This is a genomic window from Kitasatospora sp. NPDC050463, from assembly GCF_040655255.1.
Classification (GTDB): domain Bacteria; phylum Actinomycetota; class Actinomycetes; order Streptomycetales; family Streptomycetaceae; genus Kitasatospora.
In genome coordinates this window covers 48,245-72,544 of sequence record NZ_JBFAJO010000011.1, presented here as the reverse complement: position 1 = coordinate 72,544, position 24,300 = coordinate 48,245, and the positions used below count along the sequence as shown (strand labels likewise).

The window sequence follows — 24,300 nt, the reverse complement described above, 5'->3', positions numbered from 1 at the left end:
CGTCAGTCGGTGAAGGTCCGGCCCTCGGCGGCGATCCGCTCCAACAGGGCCGGCGGCGCGAACCGCTCGCCGTAGGCGGCGGCGAGCTCGCGGGCGCGGGCCGCGAAGCCGGCCGGGCCGCCCTCGTACCCGTTGATGTACTGGAAGACGCCGCCCGTCCAGGCCGGGAAGCCGATGCCGAGGATGGAGCCCACGTTGGCGTCGGCGACCGAGGTCAGCACACCCTCCTCCAGGCAGCGGACCGAGTCCAGCGCCTCGCTGAAGAGCATCCGCTCCTTGAGGTCCTCGAAGGGGACGGCCGCGTCCGACGAGGTGAAGTGCTCGCGCAGGCCGGGCCAGAGCCGGCCGCGCCGGCCGTCCTCGCCGTACTCGTAGAAGCCCGCGCCGCCGCTGCGGCCGGGGCGGCCGAACTCGTCGACCATCCGGTCCACCACCGCGTCCGCCGGGTGGGCGGTCCAGGTGCCGCCGGCCTCCTCGACCGCGCGCCGGTACTCGTCGCGGATCCTGCGCGGCAGGGTGAGCGTCAGCTCGTCGAGCAGCGAGAGCACCTTGGCGGGGTAGCCGGCCTGGGCGGCGGCCTGCTCGACGGAGGACGGGTCGACGCCCTCGCCGACCATCGCCACGCCCTCGTTGATGAACTGGCCGATCACCCGGGAGGTGAAGAAGCCGCGCGAGTCGTTGACCACGATCGGCGTCCGGTCGATCTGGCGGACCAGGTCGAAGGCGCGGGCGAGCGCCTCGTCGCCGGTCTGCGGACCGCGGATGATCTCCACCAGCCGCATCTTGTCGACCGGCGAGAAGAAGTGCAGGCCGATGAAGTCGGCGGCGCGCCCGACGCCCCCGGCGAGCAGGCCGATCGGCAGCGTGGAGGTGTTGGAGCAGAGCAGCGCGTCCGGCGCCACCACGCCCTCGATCTCCTGGAACACCTTCTGCTTGAGCTCGGGGTTCTCGAAGACGGCCTCGATCACCGCGTCGCAGCCGGCCAGGTCGGCGGCCTCGGCGGTGGGGGTGATCCGGGCGAGCAGCTCCTCGCGCTGCGCCGCGGTGCTGCGGCCGCGGGCCACCGCCTTGTCCAGCAGGGCGGCGGAGTAGGCCTTCCCCCGCTCGGCGGCCTCGATGGTGACGTCCTTCAGCAGCACCTCGATACCGGCCTTCGCACAGGTGTGGGCGATGCCCGCGCCCATCATGCCGGCGCCGAGCACGGCGACCCTGCGCACCGTCCGCCTCTCGACGCCCTGCGGCCGGCCGGCACCGGAGTTGACCGCCTGCAGGTCGAAGAAGAGCGCCTGGATCATGTTCTTGCTGGTCTGCCCGCAGGCCAGCTCGGTGAAGTAGCGGGCCTCGATCACCATCGCGGTGTCGATGTCCACCTGGGCGCTCTCGACCGCCGCCGCCAGCACGTTGCGCGGCGCCGGGTAGGGCGCGCCGGCCAGCTGCTTGCGCAGGTTGGACGGGAAGGCCGGGAGGTTGGCGGCGAGCGCCGGGGTGGCCGGGGTACCGCCGGGGATCTTGTACCCCTTGACGTCCCAGGGCTGGACGGCGGTCGGGTTGGCCTCGATCCAGGCGCGCGCCCGGGCGGTCAACTCCTCCGGCGTGTCGACCAGTTCGTGGACCAGGCCGTGCTGGAGCGCCTGCTCCGGGCGGTACTGCCGGCCCTGGAGGAGCACCTTCAGCAGCGCGTCGGTGATGCCGAACAGCCGCACCGTACGGACGACTCCGCCGCCACCGGGGAGCAGGCCGAGGGTGACCTCGGGCAGGCCGATCCGGGCGGCGGAGACGTTCAGGGCGATCCGGTGGTGGCAGGCGAGCGCGATCTCCAGGCCGCCGCCCAGCGCGCTGCCGTTGACGGCGGCGACCACCGGCTTGCCGAGCGTCTCCAGCCGGCGCAGCGCGCGCTTGATCCGCATCGACTTCTCGAAGACCGCGGCGGCGTCCTCGGGGCGGGCGGCGGAGAGCATCCTGAGGTCACCGCCGGCGAAGAAGGTCTTCTTCGCCGAGGTGATCACGACGCCGCGCAGGTCGTCGCCGAGGGCGGCGAGGCGCTCGACGGTGGCGTCGAAGTCGGCCGTGAAGGCCTCGTTCATGGTGTTCACGGAGTGGGTGGGGTCGTCGAGGACGAGGGTGACCACGCCGTCCTGGTCCTGCTCCCAGCGGATGGTGGTGGTGTCGCTCATGGGGTTGGGGTCTCCTGTGAGGGCCGGGACAAGGGAGGTGCCGCGCGCACCGCGCCGCTGGAAGGGGCGGCGGCGGGCGACCGGAGGCTCAGACGCGCTCGACGACGGTGGCGATGCCCATCCCGCCACCGACGCAGAGGGTGACCAGGCCGTAGCGCAGGTCACGCCGCTCCAACTCGTCGACCAGGGTGCCGAGGAGCATCGCACCGGTGGCGCCGAGCGGGTGGCCGAGGGCGATCGCACCGCCGTTGACGTTCACCTGGTCCGGGCGGAAGCCGAGCTCACGGACGAAGCGCAGGGCGACGGCGGCGAAGGCCTCGTTGATCTCGACCAGGTCGATGTCGGCGGCGGTCAGCCCGGCCTTGGCGAGCGCCTTGCGGGTGGCGGGGGCCGGCCCGGTGAGCATGATCGTGGGCTCGGAGCCGGAGACGGCGGCGGAGACGATCCGGGCGCGCGGGCGCAGGCCGTACCGCTCGCCGATGTCGCGGTTGCCGATCGCCACCAGGGCGGCGCCGTCCACGATGCCGGAGGAGTTGCCGGCGTGGTGGACGTGGTCGATGGCCTCCACCCAGTGGTACTTCTGCAGGGCGACGGCGTCGAAGCCGCCGGCCTCGCCGATGCCGGCGAAGGAGGGCTTGAGGCCGGCCAGGGTCTCCACGGTGGTGCCGGGGCGGATGAACTCGTCGCGCTCCAGCACGACCAGGCCGTTGCGGTCGCGGACCGGGACGATCGAGCGGTCGAAGAGGCCGTCGGCCTGGGCCTTGGCGGCGCGGGCCTGCGACTCGGCGGCGAAGGCGTCCACGTCGGTGCGGGAGAAGCCCTCGATGGTGGCGATCAGGTCGGCGCCGATGCCCTGCGGGACGAAGTGGTTCTCGTAGTTGGTCATCGGGTCCATCGCCCAGGCGCCGCCGTCGGAGCCCATCTTCACCCGGGACATCGACTCGACGCCGCCGGCCAGGATGAGGTCCTCCCAGCCCGAACGGACCTTGGCGGCGGCCAGGTTGACCGCCTCCAGGCCGGAGGCGCAGAAGCGGTTCTCCTGGACGCCGGCCACCGAGTCGGGCAGGCCGGCCGTGATGGCGGCGATCCGGGCGATGTCGGAGCCCTGGTCGCCGAGCGGGCTGACCACGCCGAGCACGATGTCGTCGACCGCCGCCGGGTCCAGCTCCGGGAAGCGGCGGCGCAGTTCGTGGATCAGTCCGACGACCAGGTCGATCGGCTTGGTGCCGTACAGCGAGCCGTTGGCCTTGCCCCGGCCGCGCGGGGTGCGGATCGCGTCGTAGACGTACGCTTCGGTGGTCACGGTGGAGAGCCTTTCAGGGGTCTGACCGGGCGAGGGGGGCGATTCGAGGGGGCGATTCGAGGAGGGGGCCGGGCGGCGGGGGCCGGCCGCGGCGGGAGCGGCGTCAGTCCAGCAGGGAGCGCCCGACGATCTCCTTCATGATCTCGGTGGTCCCGCCGTAGATGGTCTGGATGCGGCCGTCGGTGAACGCGCGGGCGACCGGGTACTCGCTCATGTACCCGTACCCGCCGTGGAGTTGGAGGCAGCGGTCGGCGGTGCGCTTCTGCAGTTCGGTGGCCCACCACTTGGCCATCGAGGCGTCGGCCGGGGTGAGCGCGTAACGGTTGTGCTCGGTGATGCAGCGGTCCACGAAGGCCCTGGTCACCGCGGACTCGGTGGCCATCTCGGCGATCTCGAAGCGGACGTGCTGGAGCCTGGCGAGCGGCCGGCCGAAGGCCTCCCGCTGCTTGACGTAGTCGGTGGTGATCTCGACCAGGTACTCGGCCCCGGCGATCGCGGCGGCCGCGATGGTGAGCCGCTCCTGCGCGAGGTTCTGCATCAGGTGGAGGAAGCCCTGGTGCTCCCCGCCGAGCAGGTTGGCCTTCGGGACGCGGACGTCCTCGAAGAACAACTCGGCGGTGTCCTGGGCCTTCTGGCCGATCTTGTCGAGGTTGCGGCCACGCTCGAAGCCGGGCATCCCGCGCTCGACCACCAGCAGGCTCAGGCCGCGCGAGCCGCCCTCGGGCGTGGTGCGGGCGACCACGACCACCAGGTCGGCCAGGATGCCGTTGGAGATGAAGGTCTTGGCGCCGTTCAGCAGGTAGTGGTCGCCCTGGTCGACGGCGTGGGTGCGGATGCCCTGGAGGTCGGACCCGGTGCCGGGCTCGGTCATCGCGATGGCGGTGATCAGTTCGCCACTGCAGAAGCCGGGCAGCCAGCGGCGCTTCTGCTCGTCGGTGGCGAGCGAGGTGAGGTACGGGCCGATGATGTCGTTGTGCAGGCCGAGCGCCAGACCGGAGGCGCCCGCCCGGGCGAACTCCTCGGCCAGCACGGCGGCGTAGCGGAAGTCGGCGGCGCCCCCGCCGCCGTACTCCTCGGGGACGGCGAGCCCGAGCAGGCCCTGCCGGCCGGCGGCGAGCCAGGCGGACCGGTCCACGATGCCGGCCCGCTCCCAGCGGTCGTAGTGCGGCAGCACCTCCTTGGCGAGGAAGGACCGGACGGTCGCCCGGAAGTCCTCGTGCTCCTCGGTGTAGATGTCGCGTTCCACGGCAAGCTCCTTATCGGGCCTCGGAGTTCGGGGCGTCCGGACCACCGGGGCGACTTAGGGGGCCCGGGGAGCCCGGGCCACCCAGGGACTCAGGGGAATCCGGGGGGCCCGGGCGGTCCGGCGGGCCCTGGCGGTGCGGCGGTGACAGCAGGGCGGGCACGCCCCAGTCGCGGGCCACCTCGGCGGTGTCGGCGCCCGGCCGGGCCGGCGGGCGGCGCAGCGTGCCGGGGGTGGCGGAGAACCGGGGCGCGGGGGCCGGCTGGGTGAACCCGTCCGACTCGACATACGTCCCCCGGGCCACCAGGTGCCCGTACGCGGCGGCCTGACGCATCGTCAGCACCGGCTCGACGCAGGCGTCGGAGCCTGCGAAGACGTCCTCCCACTCGGCCCGGGTACGGGTGGCGAAGCGGGCCGCGATCAGCGCGCGCAGTTCGGTCCAGCGGGCCACGTCGTACTGGCCGGGCGCGTCCGGGCCGAGCTCCAGCAGCCGGGCGAACTCGGCGTAGAACTGCGGCTCCAGCGCTCCGACGGCGAGGTCGCCGCCGTCCTTGGCCCGGTAGACGGCGTAGCAGGGCGCGCCGCCGTCGAGCAGGTTGACGCCCCGGCGGTCCTGCCACCGACCGGCCGCGAGCAGACCCCAGAGCACGGTGGCGAGGTGGGCGGCGCCGTCCACGATGGCGGCGTCGACGACCTGGCCGACGCCGGTCGCCCCGGCGTGGTGGAGGGCGGCGAGCAGGCCGACGACCAGGTAGAGCGAGCCTCCCGCGTAGTCGCCGAGCAGGTTGGCGGGAACGGCGGGCGGCTGCTCGGGGGCGCCGATCAGGCCGAGCACCCCGGCCACGGCCGCGTACCCGATGTCATGGCCGGCCCGGGTGGCCAGTGGGCCGTCCTGGCCCCAGCCGGTCATCCGGCCGTAGACCAGCGCGGGATTGCGGGCGAGGCAGGCGTCCGGGCCGACGCCGAGGCGTTCGGCGACGCCGGGCCGGTAGCCCTCGATCAGCAGCTGGGCCCGCTCGACGAGGTCGAGCACCCGACCGGGCCCCCTGGGGGCCTTGAGGTCGACCAGCACCGAGCGCTTGTTGCGGTTGGTGACGTCGTGGGCCGGGTCCTGGGCGAGCGGCGAGGGGTCGGGCCGGTCCACCCGGACCACGTCGGCCCCGAGGTCGGCCAGCAGCATGCCGGCGAACGGGCCGGGGCCGATCCCCGCGAGCTCGACCACCCGGACGCCGGCCAGCGGGCCGGGACTGCTCGGGCCACGCACTGGGCCACCACCCCCTCGGGGTTTGACAGTAAAGCTGTAACACTCGCGATGATAGGGAAGCGACCCGCCGGTAACAAGACCCTCCGCCGCCGGACACCGCCCTTGCGAATCCTTGACGCGGACCGCGCAACCGGCGTGACGGAAGGTGCGTCGGTATACCGACGGGGCGGGCCGACACGGTAGCCCCGCTGTCGGAGGGGTTCTGACCTCTCGTCGGAGGAAAGGAAGCAGACGCACATGGTTTCCCCAGGATTCAGCACCGGGCCGGTCAAGCCGGCCTCCCCGCCGGGCGCGCCCAGCAACCCCGCGCCGGGCACCATCATCCCGATCTCGGCGCCGGGCACCTCCCCCTTCGCCGCCGGCCCCACGCCGAACCCCTCCCCCGGGCCGCCCCCGTCCGCGGCCACCACCCGGTTGGACCGGCCGCACGAGCTCAACGCGTCGGCCGGCATCGCCCGGCAGATCGCCACCGACCTGGACAACGCCAACGGCAAGGGCGGCAACAACCTCGCCGAGCACGCGAGCACCGCCGCCACCAGGATCCGCGGCTTCTCCTTCGGCGCCGCCCTCACCGGCTCCACCGAGCGCTGGCTGCAGCAGTGCAAGGGCCTGCACGACAAGCTGACCGCCACCGCCGACAACCTCGACACCACCCAGCGCACCTACCAGGCCAACGAGCACGCCACCGCCGGCCAGTTCGGCCACTGAGACCCCGGCCCGAGAACCGAGAAACTGACAGAGGAGCCCCAGAGGCATGGTGTCCTTCAAGGAACTGCACGAGGCCGACTTCGCCGGCGTCACCGAGACGGCCGACGCCTGGACCAGCATGGCCAAGGCGCTCGACTCGCTCGACACCCGGGTCGGCACGGACCTCACCAACACCCCGCAACGGGCCGGCTGGCAGGGCGCGGCCGCCGACGACGCGGGCCGCACGCTCAAGGCCATCGACACCGACTTCACCCAGGCCGCCGGCGTCGCCAAGGCCCTCGCGGCGATCATCCGCGACGCGGCATCGGACTTCACGGCGGCCCGCAAGGACCTGGACGCGGCGCTCCACGACGCGGAGGCACAGAAGCTCACCGTGGCCGACGACGGCACGGTCAGCTGGCCGCCGATGCCGACCGACCGCACCTCGCACAACGACCCGGACTTCCAGGAGGCCCAGCGCCAGTACGAGGGCGATCAGAAGGGCAGGGCCCAGGCGATATCCGACCGGCTGACCAAGGCCGTCGAGAAGGCCACCGCGGCCGACCAGCGCGCCTCGTCCGCGCTGCAGACCGACGTCGGCACCAGCACCACGGCCTTCAACGCCAGCCCGTACGGCGGCGGCGACGCGGCCGACGCGAAGCGCGCCACCGACCTGCTGGGCAAGGGCGGGAGCCTCTCCGACGAGGAGCGGCAGCGGCTGCAGAACCTGATGGCCGCCAACTCCGGCTCCAAGGACTTCTCCACCACGCTGCTGAACAGCCTCAAGGCGGGTGACAAGACCGGCCCGGACGCACTGCTGGTGTACGCCAAGAACTACAACGACTTCGCGCACGGGGACCGCAACGCCAAGGACTACCAGGACATCTACGGCAACCTCTCCCAGGTGCTCGCCACCGCCACCAAGGACGGCGGGATGGGCCAGGAGTGGCAGGACAACCTGCTCAAGGCCGCCCGCAAGCCGGGCGGTTCGGCCGCCGGGTTCAACGGCAACTACCCGGTCCTCACCCAACTGATGGGCGCGAAGGGCGACTACGACAAGGCGTTCCTGGACAAGGTCGGCAAGGACCTGGTCGACTACGAGCGCAACAGCAAGGTCAAGGGCGACCAGCTCTGGGGCCCGCTCTACGACCGGGACGACCCGATGGGCGGCCTGATGCGGGCGATGAGCCGCAACCCCGAGGCCTCCAAGGAGTTCCTCGACCCGGGCGCCAACAAGAACCTCGACTACCTGCTCAAGGACCGCAAGTGGCCCAACCAGGGCTACGAGGACAAGATGCTCGACAGCGTCGCGCGCAGCTCCTCCCGGGGCGCCTTCGGCGACGCTCTGGAGGCCGCCGCCACCGGCCGCGACCCGCACGGCAACCAGCCGCCGCGCCCGCACGACGCCGCGATGTCCCGGATCATGAACGAGACCGTCGAGACCCTCGGCGGCACCAAGGCCGGCGCCGAGAACAGCCTGCCCGCCGGCCTGCGCCGCCCGCTCGGCAACATGATCGCGGACTACGCGCCGGACGTGCACGAGATCCTCGGCAAGGAGGTCCGGGGCGGCACCGAGCCCAGCGGCCTCACCGTCAGCCGGGAGCAGCTGCTGCGCACCATCCGCGGCTCCGCCGAGGACCCGGAGGCCTTCCGGGTGATCCACACGGCGGAGACCCAGGAGATCGCCCGCCGGATGGACACCTTCGGCCCGGAGAACTTCAAGGCCGACGCGACCGGCCGGGTGAACCCGAAGTTCGCCGGGTTCACCCAGGAGGCCGGCCAGGCCCTGGGCGCCCTCGACGGTGTGCGGGGCGACGTCCTGATCGACCACCGCGAGGACCAGAAGTTCAAGAACAACTGGCAGTCCAAGATCGACTACCACATCTACGGCACGCCGGTGAACTACTTCCTCCCCGCTCCGTTCGGCGACATCGCCCAGCGCCTGGTCGACGTCGGCACCGCCGACTACGCCAACAAGGCCAACGCCGAACTCGACACCAAGGCCCAGGGCGACCTCAGCGACAACTACTCAGCGGGCGAGGAGCAGCTCAAGTCCATGATCGAGTACAAGGCCGTGCTGTCGGGCGTCCCGCACGGCGACATCGACGCCACCGGCGGCGTGACGCAACAGCTCATGGAGGGCGTCACACAGAACTACTCGACGGCCATCGACCGCACCTACAACGGCGCACTCGGCAGGGGGTGATGACGGCATGACGGAACAGGACCACGTGGACGGCGGCACGGGCCCGGACGCGGGCCCGCTGCGCCGGGCCGACGAGGCCCTCAGCCGGCGCGGCTTCACCACCCGGCGGCTGCGCCTGCGGGCGGCGGCCGTGCTCGTGGCCATCGCGGCCGGCGTCTCGGGGGTGCTGCTGTACAGCCTGACGAACGTGCTGGGGCCGGACACCGTCTGCGGGGGCGCCGCGACGGCGGACGAGGTGCATGCGGCGCTCGGGCCCGGGCGGATCAGCGAGGAGAAGAGCGACGGCTGGTCCCCCGGCACCTACGACGGGACCGGTACCGGGACCTGTACGGCGAAGGTCTCGTACGGGCTGTTCGGCCCGACGGGGCGATCCGCGTCGTTCGCCCTCGCGCTCACCCAGGACGACGTCGCCCCGCCGACGGCGCCGGACGCCCGGCTGTTCTCCGGCGGTTCGACGGGCGCCGTGCTGACGTCCCACGCCTGGGCACTGCTCCCGGACGGCTGCCCGAAGGCCATGCGGGCCGAGATCCGGCTGCTCGGCTCGGACGACACGACCGACGACCGCGCCGAGGGGATGGCCGCACTGGCCGTGGCGTTCGCCGACGCGGCCGCCGAGGGCAAGGGATGCGGCAGCAGGCTGCCCGCCCCGTCCGGTCTCTCCGCCGCCGTGGCCTCGCAGCCGGCCGACCTCGGCAACGTCTGCGGTCTGCCCGGGATGGCGCCGGCCCGGGACCCGAAGGCCGGCGACGGCTACCGGCAGACGGTGACCGCCGGGTACGCCCCGGTCTGGTCCTGCGTCCTCGCCGCCCCGGCCGGCGGGAGCACGGTGGCCTCCTTCACGATCACCACCGACCCGCGGGTCACCGGCCTGGACCCGCAGGACGCCCGCACCGAGGCCTACGGGCGCGCCCGGTGGATCGGGTCCTCGGGTGAGAACGCCGTCGCCACCTGCCAGGGGAAGCCCACCTACTTCCACCTCGACCGGAAGTACCTCACCGGGGTGGGCGGCAGCGGGCTCTTCCCGGACGCCCAGGATCTCTGGCGTCAGTTCCTCACCGCCGGCGGCAAGGCGGTCGGCTGCGAGCCGGTCCTCCCGTAGCCGACCGCGCCCGTGGGCCCGTCGCTCCCGTGGGCCCACGGGAGCGACGGGCCCACGGGTAGGAGGTCCCGCGCCGGTGGATCCCCCTGGCGGGGGAGGCGGATCATGTGGTGGGGGGACGTGGCGGCGGCCCCGCCCACGGGAACGTGGGGGCATGACCTCAACGACCTCCGTCGGCCGGGTGCGAGCAGTGGCCGCCGCCGTGGCCGTCGCCGCGACCGTGCCGTACCTGTCGCTCAAACTGCTCTGGCTGACCGGCCACCCCGTGGGAGCCGGCGCCCCGAACGAGCTGGACGACCTCCGGCTGGTGAACCTGCTGAGCTTCGGCATGGACGCGATCGCCGTCCTGCTGGCCCTCGCCTTCGTCCGGCCGTGGGGACGGCGGGCGCCGGCCGGGCTGCTGGCGTTCCCGATGTGGGTGGCGACCGGGCTGCTCGGCACCATCCTGGTGGCGCTGCCGCTGTTTCTGCTCAGCACGCTGGTGCTCGGGCCCGAGGACGCCTCGGCCGACGACGGCGCGGGCGGCGGCCCGGCCGGCTGGGTGTTCCCGGTGGTGTACGGCGGGTTCGCCGTCCAGGGCGTCGCTCTGATCGCCGCCTTCCTGCTGTACGCGCGGCAGCGCTGGGCCGCCCTGCTGCGCGACCGGATCGGCGAACTGCCGGACTCCCCCACGCTCACCGTCCAGCGCGCCTTCGCCTGCGTGGCGGCCCTGCTCGGGCTCGGGGTCGCCGCAGCCCGGGCGTACTGGGCGGCGGGCAGGACGGCCGGGCTGCCGGCCCAGTGGGCGGACGAGCGCAGCCGGGGCGTGGCGGTCATGAACGGCGTGACGGCGGTGATGGCGGTGGCCGCCGCGGCGGCACTGCTGGTCCTGGTCTTCCGGGCCCGGCCGCAGTGGCGGCTGCGGGGACCGCTGGCCGTGGCGTGGACGGCGGGCGGCTCCCTGTTCGCCTGGGGCTCCTGGCAGCTGGTGGCGTACGGGACGTTCACGACGGTGACGGACCTGCGCCGGGCGGCGCCCGGACTGCTCACCCTGGTGCAGTCCGTCCAGGTGGTGGCCGGCGTGCTGGTGCTGGCGGTGGGCGCGATCGCCCTGGTCGAGCGGGCGGCGGCAAGCTCCGCTCGGACCGCGGCCGCTGACGTAGAGTCGACCGGGTGAGCACGGGGGCGGGCACGGAACGACGGGGGCTGCGGCGGGCCGGTGGCGCGCTGTTCGGCCGGCGGGCCCGGCTGCGCTGGGTGCACCTGGTACTCGGCGGCGCCCTGCTGATGCCGTACTGGATGCTCTCCACCGTCGTGCTCGGCGCGCTCGACCCGGCGCACGGCTCCCTGGTCCAGGTCCTCCTCTACTTCGCCGCACTCGCCCTCTCGCTGCCGATGGCCGCCGTCACGGCCCTGGTGCCGACGGTGCGGGCACTGGAGGGGGCGGCGGCGCGGGCACTCTGCGCGCCGGCGCGGGCCGAGGAGGTCTCCACCGGTCCGGCCCGCTCCTGGGCGGCCCGGCGCCGGACGGCTCTCTGGTACGTGCTGCACGTGCTGTTCGGCGGACTGGTCAGCGGGATGACGCTGGCCGGGGCGCCGTTCGCGGTGGTGCTGATGGTCTCGCCGCTGGGCGGGCCGGCGGTGGACGACCTGGTGCGCTTCTGGCAGGACCGTGGGTTCCCGTCCTGGCTGCCCGGCCCCCTGCTCGGCCTCGCCCTCCTGCTGCTGATCCTCGCCACCAGCGCCGGCCTCGGCGCCCTGCTGGCCCGCTGGGCGCCCGTGCTGCTCGGACCGACCCCGGAGGAGCGGCTGGCCGCCGCCGAGCGCCGGGCCACCGTCCTCGCCCAGCGCAACCGGCTCGCCCGCGAGCTGCACGACTCGGTCGGCCACGCGCTCAGCGCGGTCGGCATCCAGGCCTCGGCGGCCGCCCGGGTGCTGCGGTCCGACCCGGAATTCGCCGCCGAGGCGCTGCAGGCGATCGGCGAGACCGCCCGGGCGGCCGTCGCCGAGCTGGACGCGGTGCTCGGCCTGCTGCGCGAGGAGGACCGGGCGGACGCGGGGCCCGCCGGGCCGACCCTGGCCGGGCTGGACGACCTGCTGCGCCAGCTGGCCCGTACCGGCGTCGTGGTCGACGCCGAGCTGGCCCCCGGCCTGCACCGGCTGCCGACCGCCGTCTCCCGCGACGCCTACCGGATCGTCCAGGAGGGCCTGACCAACGTGCTGCGGCACGCCGGACCGGCCCCCGCCGGGCTGCGGGTGGGGCTGGCGGCGGACCGGCTGGAGATCGAACTGACCAACCCGCTGGGCCCGGCCCGCACCAGCCGCCCCGGTGGCGGCCGGGGGCTGCGCGGGATCGGCGAGCGGGCGGCGGTGCTGCGCGGCGGCTGCGCGGCCGGTCCGACGGACGACGGGACGACATGGCGGCTGGCCGTCTGGCTGCCGCTGGAGGGAGCACGGTGAAGGACACGAACGGGGCCGTCCGCGTGGTGATCGCGGACGACGAACGACTGGTGCGGACCGGCCTGCGGGTGGTGATCGACGCGGAGCCGGACCTGACCGTGGTCGGCGAGGCCGCCGACGGCGCCGAGGTCGTCCCCCTCGTGCGCGAGCTGCGACCGGACGTGGTGCTGATGGACGTCCGGATGCCCGGCATCGACGGCATCCGGGCCACCGAGCAGCTGGTCGGCGGGATGGCCGAGCCTCCCAGGATCCTGGTGGTCACCACCTTCGAGCACGACGACCACGTGTACGACGCGCTGCGGGCCGGCGCCGCCGGGTTCCTGCTGAAGCGGGCCAGCGCGGAGGAGATGGTGCAGGCGGTGCGGCTGGTCGCGCGCGGGGACTCGCTGCTCTTCCCGGCCGCCGTGCGCGAGCTCGCGCTGCGCCAGGTACCGGCCGGGCGGCGGGCGGCCGACCGGGGACCGATCGGGCGGCTCACCGAGCGGGAGGGCCAGGTCCTGCGGCTGATGGCCGCCGGGCTCAGCAACGGCGAGATCGCCGGGCGGCTGGTGCTCAGCCAGGAGACGGTCAAGACGCACGTCGGCAGCGTGCTGGCCAAGCTCGGGGCCCGTGACCGCACCCAGGCGGTGATCGCCGCGTACGAGTCGGGCTTCGTCCTGCCGGGGTAGCGGCGGCGGGGGGCGGACGGACGGCGGGGGACGGACGGCGGGGGCCGGGCGGAGGCGGATGGCCGGGCGGAGGCGGGGGACGGCGGCCGCGCTCCATCCGCAGTGACGATTCTTCCGTCCCGGCCCTACCAGCGAGTAGAGTGCGACGTTCCCCCCGCTACCACCCGATACCCCCCGTATCGCCTGAAACGAACTGGTGACCGCATGTCAGTCCGGACCAGCCCCGCGCTCTGGTGGCGCATGGGCATCGTGCTCTCGGCGGGCCTCGGCCTGACCCTCCAGACCGCCCCGCTGGTCTACTTCACCATCCAGAGCAATGTGATCGTGCTGGGCTACTTCATCGGCGCGGTCTACTGGATGGCCAAGCGCGACACCGTCGACGCCCCCGCCCCCCGGCTGCGCGGGGCCGCCACGCTCTACATCCTGATCACCGGACTGGTCTCGCACATCCTGCTGGAACACGGCGCCAACCCGCTGCCCGGACTCTTCGACGGACCGGACAAGCTGCAGCACTGGTCGTCCTTCTTCCTCCACTACGTCACGCCGGTGATGGTGATCATCGACTGGCTCACGCTGAAGCCGCGCAACGCCTCCGCCTGGCGCGACATCCCGCTCTGGCTGGCCTTCCCGCTCGGCTACGCGGCGATCGTGCTCGCCCGCAACGCGCTGTTCTCCAACTACCCGCTGCCGTACCCGTACTTCTTCTTCGACCCGACGACCGAGGGCTACGGCTACGTCTGGGGCCAGATCGCCCTGCTGACCGTGGAGTTCGTCGTCCTCGCGGCGACGGTGGTCGGCCTGGACCGGCTCGGCACGCTGGTCGCCGGCAAGCTGCGGCCCGCGACGGAGCCCACCGGAGCCTGAACCGGCCGACCCGCACCGGTCCGGCCCAGCCCGGCCCAGCCGGACCGGGCCAGCCGGACCGGGCACCGCCGCCACCACGGCTGCATCGGCTACATCGGCTCCACCGACCGCAGGTCGCCGTCCAGCTCCAGCCACCGGGTGATCCCGAGACCGCGCAGGAACGGCAGGTCGTGGCTGGCGACGATCAGCGCCCCCTGGTAGGCGGCGAGCGCCTGGGTGAGCTGGCGAACGCTGGCCAGGTCGAGGTTGTTGGTCGGCTCGTCGAGCAGCAGGAGCTGCGGCGGCGGGTCGGCCAGCAGCAGGGCGGCCAGCGTGGCGCGGAACCGCTCGCCACCGGAGAGGGTGGCGGCGAGCTGGTCGGCCCGGCCGCCCCGGAACAGGAAGCGGGCCAGCCGGGCCCGGATCGCGTTGTCCCCCGCGGCCGGGGCGAACAGCTTGACGTTCCCCACGACGGTGAGCCGGTCGTCCAGCAGATCGAGCCGCTGCGGCAGGTGACGCAGCGGCACCGGGGTGGTGACCTCCCCCTCCAGCGGGGCGAGTTCGCCCGCGATGGTGCGCAGCAGGGTGCTCTTGCCGGCGCCGTTGCGGCCGACCAGGGCGATCCGCTCGGGCCCGCGCAGGTCGAGGTCGGCGGTGGTGCCGTACGGCAGCCGGACCTTCTGCAGGGTGAGCACCGTGCGCCCGGCCGGAACGGCGGTGCGAGGGAGGTCGATCCGGATCTCGGCGTCGTCGCGGACCGCCTCCTCGGCGGCGGTCAGCCGCTGCTTGGCCTCCTCCAGCCGTTCGGTGTGCATGCCCTGGAGCCGCCCCGCCGTCTCCTGGCCCTGGCGCTTCAGCTTGCCGGCGAAGATGTGCGGGTCGTTGCGGGTGACGGAACGCTTCTTGCCGTAACTGGCGCTGCGGTCCAGCTTGGCGCGGGCGTCGACCAAGTCCCGCTTCTGGCGCTGGACATCGGCCTCGGCATTGCGCAGCAGCCGCTCCGCCGTCTCCTGCTGCGCCGCGACGGCGCGCTCGTAGGCGGCGAAGTTGCCGCCGTACCAGGTGACGTCACCGTCCCTGAGATCGGCGATCTGGTCCACGTGCTGGAGCAGCTCGCGGTCGTGGCTGACGATCACCATCACGCCGCTCCAGCCGGCCACCGTCTCGTAGAGCCGCTCGCGGGCGGACCGGTCGAGGTTGTTGGTCGGCTCGTCGAGCAGCAGGACGTCGGGGCGGCGCATCAGCAGGGCGGCCAGCCGCAGCAGGACGGCCTCGCCGCCGGAGAGTTCGCCGGTGGTGCGGTCGAGGGCCAGCCGTTGCAGGCCGAGCCGGTCGAGGGTGGCGCGGGCGCGCTCCTCGACGTCCCAGTCGTCGCCGACGGCGTCGAAGTGGCGCTGGTCGGTGTCGCCGGACTCGATGGCGTGCAGGGCCTCACGGACGGCCCGGACGCCCAGTGCCTCGTCGACCCTCAGCCCGGTGTCGAGGGTGAGGCCCTGCGGCAGGTAGCCGAGCTCGCCGCCGACCTTGACGGTGCCGGCGGTGGGGGTGAGTTCGCCCGCGACGAGGCGCAGCAGGGTGGACTTCCCCGCGCCGTTGAGCCCGATCAGGCCCGTCCGGCCGGGGCCGACGGCCAGGTGGAAGCCGTCGAGCACGGTCGTGCCGTCGGGCCACTCGAAGCCGAGGTCGGTGCAGAGGACAGCGGTGCTGGGTTGTGCCATGGAGGCCTCCCGGGTGGTTGCAGACGGTCTGGGGAGCAACACGGGAGACACCGCGGGCTGTGCGCGGAGAGCCTGGAGGAGGCCGGGGGCCGTCGAACGGATCGAAGGAGGGAACGCCGGGCCGGCTCACCACTGAGGTCGCGCACTCGCACACACACGCACCGCGCGCAGCAGGGCTGCGGGGCGGCGGGGGGCGGTGTCTCGGGACCTCAGTAGAGCAACGGCCTTCTCCTGTTCTGGCGGGTGGCACGAATCACGCTACGGAGGCCCGCGGCCCCCGCGCAACCGATTAACCCGGTGCGGATCACGTGCCGATCCCGTGACAGCTCCGTCGCGGTCCGGTCCGGTTGCGAGGACGCCTTCGTCGGCATGGCAGACTCCTCACCTGCCATGCCTGCGGCTCGGGCGGCATGGCGTGCATCCACAGGGGGAATTGAACTCATGTCACCGATATCCCGGACGACGCGTGCTGCGCTGGGCGCCTCCGTCGTCGCACTGACGATGGTGGTCGCGACCGCGTGCGGTCCGGACAACAGCGACACCACCGGGGCCCAGACCGCGGCTCCGACCACCGCCGCGACCACCGGCGCCACCGGTACGCCGGGCGCGGCTCCGATCAAGCTGCCCAGCCTCGACGAACTGAAGAAGTGGAAGTACGAGGACTGGGAGACGTTCGCCCAGCAGAACGTGATCACTCCGGCGGTGAAGGGCTACTGGGACCTCCAGAAGATCCTGAAGGCCAAGCCGTCCAAGCCCGGCCAGCCGACCACGCAGCCGAGCGCCCCGCCGACCGGCACGGCGCCGGGCCAGCCGACCTCCCAGCCGCCGGCGGACGGCGGTAACGACCCGCTGCCGAAGATGGTCGAGGAGAAGCCCGTCCCGCACCCGTTCGCCAAGAACTTCCACGTGAACGGCAAGCTGTTCTTCCAGGACGGCAAGCAGGAGTACGTCTGCTCCGGCACCGTCGTCTCCGACCCGGCCAACCCCGGCAAGAGCAACCTGGTCTGGACCGCCAGCCACTGCCTGCACGCCGGCAAGGGCGGCAAGTCGCACACCAACATCACCTTCGCCCCGGCGTTCAACAGCACCGGCGTGCTGAGCGGCGGCAAGCAGGCCGCGCTGGCGCAGGCCGAGCCGTACGGCGAGTGGGGCGCGGTGGCCGGCATCGTCTCCCCGACCTGGGCGAACGAGGCCGACCCGGAGTACGGCGGCGCCTGGAGCCAGTACGACTTCGGCATCATCAAGGTGGCCAACCCGGACGGCAGCAACAAGTCGCTGGAGGAGGTCGTCGGCGGTTCGGTGCCGGTCTGGTTCAACGCCCCGCGCGACCAGATCACCGCGGTCAGCAGCTACGGCTACCCGGCCGGCAAGCCCTTCGACGGCATGGAGCTGGAGCACTGCGACAGCGGCAAGCCGGTCCGCCACACCATCGACCCGAGCCGCCCGGCGATGCTGACCATCGGCTGCAACGGCACCGGCGGTGACAGCGGCGGCGGCTGGTTCGCGACCAAGGACGGCAAGCAGGTCCTGGTGTCGGACACCTCCATCGGCGGCAACGACAACACCTGGGAGGCCGGCCCGTACCTGGACGACGTCGCCCAGCACGCGCTGGAGTACATCTCCAAGAAGAAGTGACCTCGGACACGTCCCGAGCGATCCACCGGCCGACCGGACCGTGTGCTCCCTGAGCCGCACACCGCTCGACCCCCGTCCGAACCCCCGGGGTCCGCGGCCTTCCCGCCGCGGGCCCCGGCGCGCTCCCCCGCTCTCCTAGAATCGGAGGCATCATGAGCGCCACACTCGTAGTCAAGGACCTCGTCGCCGGCCACGGCGACCGCACCCTCTTCTCCGGCCTGGACCTGGTCGTCGCCCCCGGCGACGTGATCGGGCTGGTCGGCGTGAACGGCGCCGGCAAGTCGACGCTGCTCCGGCTGCTGGCCGGGCTGGACACCCCCGAGGGCGGCTCGCTGCGGCTCAGCCCGGCCAGCGCCAGCATCGGCCACCTGCCGCAGGAGCCGGAGCGGCGCGAGGGCGAGTCGGTCCGGGACTTCCTGGCCCGCCGCACCGGCGTGACCGCCGCGCAGGCGGCGCTGGACGAGGCCACCGAGGGCCTGGTCGAGGGCCGCGCCGGCGCCGACGACGCCTACGCGGTGAGTCTGGACCGCTGGCTGGACCTCGGCGGCGCCGATCTGGAGGAGCGGGCCGAGGAAGTCGCCGACTCGCTCGGGCTGAAGGTCTCGCTGGACCTGCCGATGACCGCGCTCTCCGGCGGCCAGGCCGCCCGGGCCGGCCTCGCCTCGCTGCTGCTCTCCCGCTACGACGTCTTCCTGCTCGACGAGCCCACCAACGACCTCGACCTGGACGGCCTGGAGCGCCTGGAGTCCTTCGTCAAGGGCCTGCGCGCGGGCACCGTGCTGATCAGCCACGACCGCGAGTTCCTGGCCCGGACGGTGACCCGGGTGGTGGAGCTGGACCTCGCCCAGCAGCAGGTCAACCTGTACGGCGGCGGCTACGAGTCGTACCTGGAGGAGCGCGCCACGGCCCGCCGGCACGCCCGCGAGGACTACGAGGAGTACGCCGACACCAAGGCGGGCCTGGAGGCCCGGGCGCGGATGCAGCGCGGCTGGATGGAGCACGGGGTGCGCAACGCGCGCCGGAAGTCCTCCGACAACGACAAGATCGGCCGCGCGATGCGGACGGAGTCCACCGAGAAGCAGGCCTCCAAGGCCCGGCAGACCCAGCGGATGATCGAGCGGCTGGACGTCGTCGACGAGCCGCGCAAGGAGTGGGAGCTGCGGATGGAGATCGCCACCGCGCCGCGCTCCGGCTCCGTGGTCGCCACCCTGCGGGCCGCCACCGTCCGTCGCGGCGACTTCGCCTTCGGCCCGGTGGACCTGCAGATCGACTGGGCCGACCGGGTCGCGATCACGGGCGCCAACGGGGCGGGCAAGTCCACGCTGCTGGCCGCGCTGCTCGGCCGGCTCGAACTCGACGGCGGCAACGCCGCGCTGGGCTCGGGCGTGGTGGTCGGCGAGGTGGACCAGGCCCGCGGGCACATCTTCAAGAGCGAGCACGGCCTGGGCGGGGAGCCGCTGTCGGACGCGTTCGCGGCCGCCGTACCGGAGTTGACCTCGGAGGAGGTGCGCACCCTGCTGGCCAAGTTCGGGCTGAAGGCGGCGCACGTGCGGCGGCCGGCCGACACCCTCTCCCCCGGTGAGCGGACCCGGGCGGCGCTGGCGCTGCTCCAGGCCCGCGGGGTCAACCTGCTGGTGCTGGACGAGCCCACCAACCACCTGGACCTGCCCGCCATCGAGCAGTTGGAGTCCGCGCTGGCCTCGTACACCGGCACGCTGCTGCTGGTCACGCACGACCGGCGGATGCTGGACACGGTGTCGGTGAACCGGCGGATCGAGGTCCGCGACGGGCGCGTCCACGAGAGCTGAGTGGTCTGGTCCATTCGAGCAGTCGGGCGGTCCGGACCCTTCCCGGACCGCCCGTCATGTGCTGTGCTGTCGGCCATGGTTGACAGCGCAGTGGCGGGAACGCCGTACCCGAGCGTCCCGCTGACCCCGATGACGGTGCCCGCCCACGAAGCCGAGGCACGCAGCAGGTCCTTCCACGACGTGATGGCGCAGCGCCGGACCGTCCGCGACTACGCGACCCGCCCGATCCCGGACGGTGTGGTCGAGTGGGCGGTCCGCACCGCGAACACCGCGCCCAGCGGCGCGCACGTCCAGCCGTGGCGGTTCGTGGTGATCACCGATCCGGAGCGCAAGCGGCGGCTGCGCGAGGCCGCCGAGGCGGAGGAGCGCGAGTTCTACGCGCACCGGGCCTCCGAGGAGTGGCTGACCGCGCTGGCGCCGATCGGCACCGACTGGCAGAAGCCGTTCCTGGAGGACGCGCCCGCCGTGATCGTCGTCTTCGAGGTGCACAAGGGCCCGCGGTCGCCGCGCCCGTACTACACCAAGGAGTCCGTCGGGATCGCCGTCGGCCTGCTGCTCGCGACCCTGCACCAGGCGGGCCTGGCCACCCTCACCCACACCCCGAGCCCGATGAAGTTCCTCAACGAGGTGTGCGAACGGCCGGCCGAGGAGCGGGCCGCCTACGTCATCCCGGTGGGCTATCCGGCGGAGGGGGCGCGCGTCCCGGACCTGCGGCGCAAGGAGCTCGACGACGTCCTGGTGCGCCTCTGACGCGCCCCGGGGCGGCGCCGCCGGCCCGGCGGTTCGCCGGTGGTTCGGTGGTGGTCGACGCGCCGGAGCGCGCCCATAATCGCTGACATGACTCACGTCACGCCACCACCCTGCGAGGACGTACCCGGCCTCGGCCCCGCTCCCGGCCCCGCTCCCGGCGCAGCCGCCGGGCGGCGCCGTCCGGTGCCGGGCGAGATCTCCGCCGGCCGGCCGCCGGAACTGCTGCGACTGGCCGGCGGGATCTCACTGCACCGCCGCTCGGCCGCGTACGCGAGCGCGCTCAACGCCGCCGTCCGGAGCGATCTGGAGCACCTGCGGCCCTGGCTGGAGTGGGCGGCCCAGGCACCCACCCTGGCGCAGACCACCGAGCTGACGGCGGCCGGTGCGGCCGCCTGGGACGCCGGTACCGACTTCATCTACCTGGTCGGCCTGGACGCCGAACCCGGCAGCGTCATCGGCTCGTTCGGCCTGCACGGCCGGATCGGCCCGGGTGCGCTGGAGATCGGCTACTGGGTGGGCTCGAAGCACGGCGGCCGCGGCATCGCCACCACCGCCGCCGGGGCGCTGACCGGGGCCGCGCTCGCCCTCCCCGGGGTCGGCCGGGTGGAGATCCGCTGCGACCAGGCCAACGCCGCCAGCGCCGCCGTGCCGCGCAAGCTCGGCTTCCGGTTGGACCGGATCGCCGACGCGGTGGTCCGGGCGCCCGGCGAGACCGGCCGGCAGCTGGTCTGGGTCAAGGAGGGCTGAGCGCGGAGCCGGCCGGACCGCCGGCGCCCGCCGGTCGGCGCCGGCCCGGTCGGTAGTGCCCGTCCGGGCCGGACGGCCCCGGTCGGTGGCGCCCGCCGGTCAGTAGCGCCCACCGGTCGGCGTCGGCAGCGCGTCCAGCTCGGCGAGGTCGGCCGCCGAGAGCACCACGTCGGCCGCGGCCGCGTTGTCCACCAGGTAGCGCGGCGTCTTGGTGCCCGGGATCGGGAGGACGTAGCGGCCCTGCGCGAGCACCCACGCCAGCGCGACCTGCGCGGGCGTCGCGCCGACCCGCCCGGCGACCTCCTTCACCTTCTCCACCAGCGCCAGGTTGGCCGCCAGCGCTTCCTGCTGGAAGCGCGGCAGCGAGCGGCGGAAGTCGTCCGCCGCCAGTTCGTCCGCGGAGGAGATGCTGCCGGTCAGGAAGCCCCGCCCGAGCGGCGAGAACGGCAGGAAGGCGATGCCCTCGGCCTCGGTGTACGGCAGCACCTCGGCCAGCGCGTCCCGGGTCCACAGCGACAGCTCGGACTGCACGGACGCCACCGGGTGCACCGCCTGGGCCCGCTTGATCTGCTCGACGCTCACCTCGGAGAGCCCGATCCGCCGCGCCTTGCCGGCCGCGACGACCTCGGCGAGCGCGCCCCAGGTCTCCTCGATCGGCACCTGCGGGTCGACCCGGTGGAGCTGGTAGAGGTCGACGTGGTCGGTGCCGAGGCGGCGCAGGCTCTCGTCGATCGAGCGCCGGACGTGCTCCGGTCGCCCGTCGTTGCCCACCCGCTGGTCGCCGGTGCCCGCCACCAGGCCGACCTTGGTGGCCAGCACCGCGCGCTCCCGGTACGGACCGGCCAGGGCGGCGCCGACCACCTCCTCGTTGGTGTACGGGCCGTAGTAGTCGGCGGTGTCGATCAGGGTGACGCCGAGGTCCAGCGCCTCCCGGATCACCCGCACCGAGGTCTCGTCGTCGCGGTTGCCCAGGTCGTAGGCCCAGGTCATGCCCATGCAGCCGAGACCGACCACTCCGACCTCGGGACCCTGCTGACCAAGCGTGGCGGTACGCATCTTCCGGTGCTCCTTCGTGTCGTCGATCAACGGCATCAGCCTCTCCCTTGGAGTGCACTCAAGGTCAAGCCCGTTCGCCGCGCACCCACTCCCGCCAGCCGCCGGCCAGCACCAGACCGGCGAGGACGCGGTAACCGCCGGCGCCCGGGTGCGCACCGTCGCCGGCGCCCGCCTCGGCGGCCCAGACCCGGTCCGCGGCAACCGCGGCCGTCACGTCGACGAACGGCACACCGCGCCCGGCGCAGAGCGTCGCCAGCTGCCCGGCGAGGTCCAGCAGCCGCTCCAGGTGCTCCCGGCCCCAGCCGACCACCGGCGGTGGCCCCACCACCAGCACGCCCAGGCCCCGCTCCCGGGCGCCGTCCAGCAGCTCGGCCAGGTTCGCCAGGCAGCGGGCCGGCACCACCCGGGGCCCGCCGTCCTCCAGCGTGGCGTCGTTGCTGCCGACCGAGACCACCAGGCGGTTGTCCGCGCCCGGCCGGGTCCGCGCGTCGACCTCCGGCCAGATCCGGCGCAGCACGTCCGAGGAGGTGTCGCGCCTGACGCCCAGGTTGAAGCCGGTCAGCTCGGCGGGGTCCGCCCGGCCGGTCTCCTGGAGCACCCGGCCGACCCAGCCGCGGAACTCCGGGTCGCCGACGCCCTGGGTGAAGGAGTCCCCGATGAAGCAGATGCGCAGATCCTTGATCATCGGGTCACCGTAGGGCGCCGCCCGGCCGCGGCGCGGTGGTTTTCACCGGTTGGACACCCCGCCGTACCGGCGCGGACCGCACGCCGGACAGGGAGCGTACGAAGCGTGGCCGGGGCGTGCGGATGGGTCGTGTGCAACGGCGGCCCGACGAGGCCGGCCGCCCCCGACCGCGTCCGCACGCTGCCGCACGGCGGGCCGCCCGCCCGGGCCCGGGGTGAAGGCCCTGGCCACGAGCCTGCCGACGGACGGCCACCGGTCCGCGGTGGACCGTGGCCCGCCAAACCGGCGCACGAGAGCCCACGGACCTCGCCCCGCACCACGAGGCGCCGAAGCTCCGGCCTGGCCCCGTGCCGCCGGGGGCCCGGACGATGAGCGCTGTCGAGCCCGACCCGGGCTTCGTCACCGCTTCCACCTGGAGGTCCCCATGTCGGTCCCGCGCACCCGCACCGTCGCCGTCGCCCTGCTCGTCGGCGGCGTCGCGGCCTGGGCGGTCCCCGCCCAGGCCGCCGTCACCGCCGACCGCGCGGGGGCGCAGAGCCGGGCCCTCAGCCGCTTCGACGACGGCAGCTTCGAGACGCCGAAGCTGGCGGCGAACACCTTCACCGGTCTCACGGCCGGACAGTCCATCGGCCCGTGGCGCGTCACGACCGGCAGCGTGGACCTGATCGGCGCCGACTTCTGGCAGGCCGCCGAAGGCGACCAGTCCGTCGACCTGAACGGCTCCGGCCCGGGCACCGTCACCCAGACCTTCACCACGACCCCGGGCGCCACCTACACGGTGACGTACTCGCTCGCGGGCAACCCCGAGGGCGGGCCGGCCCTCAAGACCGGCCGCGCGCTCGTCGACGGCCAGGACTTCCAGGACTTCTCCTTCGACATCACCGGCAAGTCCCGGGCCGCCATGGGGTACGTGGGACGCCAGTTCACCTTCGTGGCCACCAACGCCTCCACCACGCTGGCCTTCGCCAGCACCACCGCCGCCGGCGCCTACGGCCCCGTGGTGGACAACGTCCAGGTCAAGGAGTGCAGGCCCTGCCCCACCTGCTGACCGGGCCACCCGCCCCGGGCGGGCCGACGGGTTCCCGACCGCCGGCCCGCCCGGGCGCTCCCGGGCCCGGTGCCTCGAACGGTTCCGTGGACGGTTCCGTGGACGGTGCGGGCCGAGCCGGCCGGCCAGGGGCGCGGGGCTTGAGCAGCATCCGATCGGCCAGGCAGCTTCTAGGATCTGTGGCATGGCGACAAGACTTGTGCAGATCAACATGAAGGCCCAGGACGACTCGGTGCTCGGCCGGTTCTGGGCGGAGGCGCTGGGCTGGGGTCTCGACAGCGAGGGACCCGGCGTGACCAACCTCGAACCCGTGGGCTTCGCCTACCCCGAGCCGGTGGCCGTCTGCATCGACATCATCTCCCGCCCGGAACCCAAAACGGTGAAGAACCGGGTGCACATCGATCTGGCCACCACCTCGACGGCCCATCAGGCGGACTTGGTCGCGCGCCTGAAGGATCTCGGCGCGACGCTCGCCGACGTGGGTCAGGGCGACGTCCCCTGGACGGTCATGGCCGACCCGGAGGGCAACGAGTTCTGCGTCCTGGAGCCCCGTCCGATCTACCGGGACACCGGACCGATCGCCGCGGTGGTGGTCGACTGCGCCGACCCACGAGGGATGGCCCGGTTCTGGGACGAGGCGATGGACTGGACGCTGCACGAGGTCGCCGACGACCACGCGACCATGCGTTCCGCCCAAGGCGTCGGCCCCTACCTGGAGTTCGTCCGCACCCCCGACACCAAGAGTGGGTGGAACCGCGTCCACCTCGACGTCTGCCCCTACCCCGCTGACGACCTGGCAGCAGAAGAAGCCCGACTGCGTGCCCTGGGCGCCACCGACCCCGGTATCGACCAGTCCGCGATCTCCTGGACGATTCTGGCCGACCCGGAGGGCAACGAGTTCTGCCTCCTGAGCCCTCGCTGACCCGT

20 protein-coding genes are annotated in these 24,300 nt (G+C 73.5%); 13 read left to right on the top strand and 7 right to left on the bottom strand.

The features are described from left to right. Positions 1 to 2 precede the first annotated feature (2 nt). From AB0J08_RS09695 to AB0J08_RS09680, 4 genes are all read right to left on the bottom strand, one after another. Positions 3 to 2,174, bottom strand: coding sequence for a 3-hydroxyacyl-CoA dehydrogenase NAD-binding domain-containing protein (locus tag AB0J08_RS09695; protein WP_360629677.1), 2,172 nt, complete (start codon positions 2,172 to 2,174; stop codon positions 3 to 5). Positions 2,175 to 2,262: 88 nt separating this feature from the next. Beyond that, complete coding sequence (locus AB0J08_RS09690) at positions 2,263 to 3,477, bottom strand: acetyl-CoA C-acetyltransferase (protein WP_360629674.1); 1,215 nt, start codon at positions 3,475 to 3,477, stop codon at positions 2,263 to 2,265. A 103-nt stretch (positions 3,478 to 3,580) separates the two neighbouring features. Continuing rightward, the gene (locus AB0J08_RS09685; RefSeq protein ID WP_360629671.1) at positions 3,581 to 4,723 is read right to left on the bottom strand and encodes an acyl-CoA dehydrogenase family protein; all 1,143 of its coding nucleotides are present in this window, start codon (positions 4,721 to 4,723) and stop codon (positions 3,581 to 3,583) included. A gap of 10 nt (positions 4,724 to 4,733) precedes the next feature. Further along, positions 4,734 to 5,984 (bottom strand): CaiB/BaiF CoA-transferase family protein, encoded by a 1,251-nt coding sequence (locus AB0J08_RS09680; protein WP_360629668.1) that lies wholly within the window; start codon positions 5,982 to 5,984, stop codon positions 4,734 to 4,736. 237 nt (positions 5,985 to 6,221) lie between these two features. Between AB0J08_RS09680 and AB0J08_RS09675 the strand changes: the two genes are divergently transcribed. From AB0J08_RS09675 to AB0J08_RS09645, 7 genes are all read left to right on the top strand, one after another. Continuing rightward, complete coding sequence (locus AB0J08_RS09675; RefSeq protein WP_360629665.1) at positions 6,222 to 6,692, top strand: hypothetical protein; 471 nt, start codon at positions 6,222 to 6,224, stop codon at positions 6,690 to 6,692. Positions 6,693 to 6,738: 46 nt separating this feature from the next. Further along, positions 6,739 to 8,877 (top strand): DUF6571 family protein, encoded by a 2,139-nt coding sequence (locus tag AB0J08_RS09670; protein WP_360629662.1) that lies wholly within the window; start codon positions 6,739 to 6,741, stop codon positions 8,875 to 8,877. A gap of 7 nt (positions 8,878 to 8,884) precedes the next feature. Next, a complete protein-coding gene (locus AB0J08_RS09665; protein ID WP_360629659.1) occupies positions 8,885 to 9,976 on the top strand; it encodes a hypothetical protein in 1,092 nt (363 codons plus the stop codon). A gap of 154 nt (positions 9,977 to 10,130) precedes the next feature. After that, entirely contained in the window at positions 10,131 to 11,132 is a 1,002-nt protein-coding gene (locus AB0J08_RS09660; protein WP_360629656.1) for a hypothetical protein, read from the top strand. Next, a complete protein-coding gene (locus AB0J08_RS09655) occupies positions 11,129 to 12,415 on the top strand; it encodes a histidine kinase (protein WP_360629653.1) in 1,287 nt (428 codons plus the stop codon). The genes AB0J08_RS09660 and AB0J08_RS09655 overlap by 4 nt, the downstream gene beginning before the upstream one ends. Then, complete coding sequence (locus tag AB0J08_RS09650; protein ID WP_360629650.1) at positions 12,373 to 13,083, top strand: response regulator transcription factor; 711 nt, start codon at positions 12,373 to 12,375, stop codon at positions 13,081 to 13,083. Before AB0J08_RS09655 ends, AB0J08_RS09650 begins: the two co-directional genes overlap by 43 nt. Before the next feature lie 204 nt (positions 13,084 to 13,287). Then, positions 13,288 to 13,947: a Pr6Pr family membrane protein gene (locus AB0J08_RS09645; RefSeq protein WP_360629647.1), complete on the top strand. Its 660-nt coding sequence runs from the start codon at positions 13,288 to 13,290 to the stop codon at positions 13,945 to 13,947. A gap of 89 nt (positions 13,948 to 14,036) precedes the next feature. Here AB0J08_RS09645 and AB0J08_RS09640 read toward each other — a convergent pair whose 3' ends face one another. Further along, entirely contained in the window at positions 14,037 to 15,644 is a 1,608-nt protein-coding gene (locus AB0J08_RS09640) for an ABC-F family ATP-binding cassette domain-containing protein (RefSeq protein ID WP_360629644.1), read from the bottom strand. A gap of 441 nt (positions 15,645 to 16,085) precedes the next feature. Between AB0J08_RS09640 and AB0J08_RS09635 the strand changes: the two genes are divergently transcribed. The 4 genes from AB0J08_RS09635 (at position 16,086) to AB0J08_RS09620 (ending at position 20,584) form a co-directional block, all read left to right on the top strand. Then, positions 16,086 to 17,279: a hypothetical protein gene (locus AB0J08_RS09635; protein ID WP_360629641.1), complete on the top strand. Its 1,194-nt coding sequence runs from the start codon at positions 16,086 to 16,088 to the stop codon at positions 17,277 to 17,279. Positions 17,280 to 17,431: 152 nt separating this feature from the next. Further along, complete coding sequence (locus AB0J08_RS09630) at positions 17,432 to 19,087, top strand: ABC-F family ATP-binding cassette domain-containing protein (RefSeq protein ID WP_360629638.1); 1,656 nt, start codon at positions 17,432 to 17,434, stop codon at positions 19,085 to 19,087. 75 nt (positions 19,088 to 19,162) lie between these two features. Continuing rightward, entirely contained in the window at positions 19,163 to 19,837 is a 675-nt protein-coding gene (locus AB0J08_RS09625; protein WP_360629635.1) for a nitroreductase family protein, read from the top strand. Positions 19,838 to 19,924: 87 nt separating this feature from the next. Then, positions 19,925 to 20,584 (top strand): GNAT family N-acetyltransferase, encoded by a 660-nt coding sequence (locus tag AB0J08_RS09620; RefSeq protein WP_360629632.1) that lies wholly within the window; start codon positions 19,925 to 19,927, stop codon positions 20,582 to 20,584. Positions 20,585 to 20,683: 99 nt separating this feature from the next. On the opposite strand, the gene AB0J08_RS09615 is transcribed toward AB0J08_RS09620, so the two are convergent. Together AB0J08_RS09615 and AB0J08_RS09610 are read right to left on the bottom strand one after the other, a co-directional pair. Beyond that, positions 20,684 to 21,640 (bottom strand): aldo/keto reductase, encoded by a 957-nt coding sequence (locus AB0J08_RS09615; protein ID WP_360629629.1) that lies wholly within the window; start codon positions 21,638 to 21,640, stop codon positions 20,684 to 20,686. 64 nt (positions 21,641 to 21,704) lie between these two features. After that, entirely contained in the window at positions 21,705 to 22,325 is a 621-nt protein-coding gene (locus AB0J08_RS09610; protein ID WP_360629626.1) for a GDSL-type esterase/lipase family protein, read from the bottom strand. A 424-nt stretch (positions 22,326 to 22,749) separates the two neighbouring features. Between AB0J08_RS09610 and AB0J08_RS09605 the strand changes: the two genes are divergently transcribed. Both AB0J08_RS09605 and AB0J08_RS09600 read left to right on the top strand, forming a co-directional pair. Continuing rightward, positions 22,750 to 23,373 carry a choice-of-anchor C family protein gene (locus AB0J08_RS09605; RefSeq protein ID WP_360629623.1) on the top strand — a complete coding sequence of 208 codons (624 nt, stop codon included), beginning with the start codon at positions 22,750 to 22,752 and terminating at the stop codon, positions 23,371 to 23,373. 184 nt (positions 23,374 to 23,557) lie between these two features. Then, positions 23,558 to 24,295, top strand: a complete 738-nt coding sequence (locus tag AB0J08_RS09600; RefSeq protein ID WP_360629620.1) for a VOC family protein — start codon at positions 23,558 to 23,560, stop codon at positions 24,293 to 24,295. Positions 24,296 to 24,300: the final 5 nt, after the last annotated feature.

Excerpts from the sequence above, each read along its gene's own strand:
- AB0J08_RS09665 (WP_360629659.1), top strand. The coding sequence starts at position 8,885 with ATGACGGAACAGGACCACGTGGACGGCGGCACGGGCCCGGACGCGGGC.
- AB0J08_RS09605 (WP_360629623.1), top strand. The coding sequence starts at position 22,750 with ATGTCGGTCCCGCGCACCCGCACCGTCGCCGTCGCCCTGCTCGTCGGC.
- AB0J08_RS09635 (WP_360629641.1), top strand. The coding sequence starts at position 16,086 with ATGTCACCGATATCCCGGACGACGCGTGCTGCGCTGGGCGCCTCCGTC.
- AB0J08_RS09625 (WP_360629635.1), top strand. The coding sequence starts at position 19,163 with ATGGTTGACAGCGCAGTGGCGGGAACGCCGTACCCGAGCGTCCCGCTG.
- AB0J08_RS09620 (WP_360629632.1), top strand. The coding sequence starts at position 19,925 with ATGACTCACGTCACGCCACCACCCTGCGAGGACGTACCCGGCCTCGGC.
- AB0J08_RS09670 (WP_360629662.1), top strand. The coding sequence starts at position 6,739 with ATGGTGTCCTTCAAGGAACTGCACGAGGCCGACTTCGCCGGCGTCACC.
- AB0J08_RS09600 (WP_360629620.1), top strand. The coding sequence starts at position 23,558 with ATGGCGACAAGACTTGTGCAGATCAACATGAAGGCCCAGGACGACTCG.
- AB0J08_RS09630 (WP_360629638.1), top strand. The coding sequence starts at position 17,432 with ATGAGCGCCACACTCGTAGTCAAGGACCTCGTCGCCGGCCACGGCGAC.
- AB0J08_RS09660 (WP_360629656.1), top strand. The coding sequence starts at position 10,131 with ATGACCTCAACGACCTCCGTCGGCCGGGTGCGAGCAGTGGCCGCCGCC.
- AB0J08_RS09675 (WP_360629665.1), top strand. The coding sequence starts at position 6,222 with ATGGTTTCCCCAGGATTCAGCACCGGGCCGGTCAAGCCGGCCTCCCCG.
- AB0J08_RS09640 (WP_360629644.1), bottom strand. The coding sequence starts at position 15,644 with ATGGCACAACCCAGCACCGCTGTCCTCTGCACCGACCTCGGCTTCGAG.
- AB0J08_RS09650 (WP_360629650.1), top strand. The coding sequence starts at position 12,373 with ATGGCGGCTGGCCGTCTGGCTGCCGCTGGAGGGAGCACGGTGAAGGAC.
- AB0J08_RS09695 (WP_360629677.1), bottom strand. The coding sequence starts at position 2,174 with ATGAGCGACACCACCACCATCCGCTGGGAGCAGGACCAGGACGGCGTG.
- AB0J08_RS09645 (WP_360629647.1), top strand. The coding sequence starts at position 13,288 with ATGTCAGTCCGGACCAGCCCCGCGCTCTGGTGGCGCATGGGCATCGTG.
- AB0J08_RS09610 (WP_360629626.1), bottom strand. The coding sequence starts at position 22,325 with ATGATCAAGGATCTGCGCATCTGCTTCATCGGGGACTCCTTCACCCAG.
- AB0J08_RS09615 (WP_360629629.1), bottom strand. The coding sequence starts at position 21,640 with ATGCGTACCGCCACGCTTGGTCAGCAGGGTCCCGAGGTCGGAGTGGTC.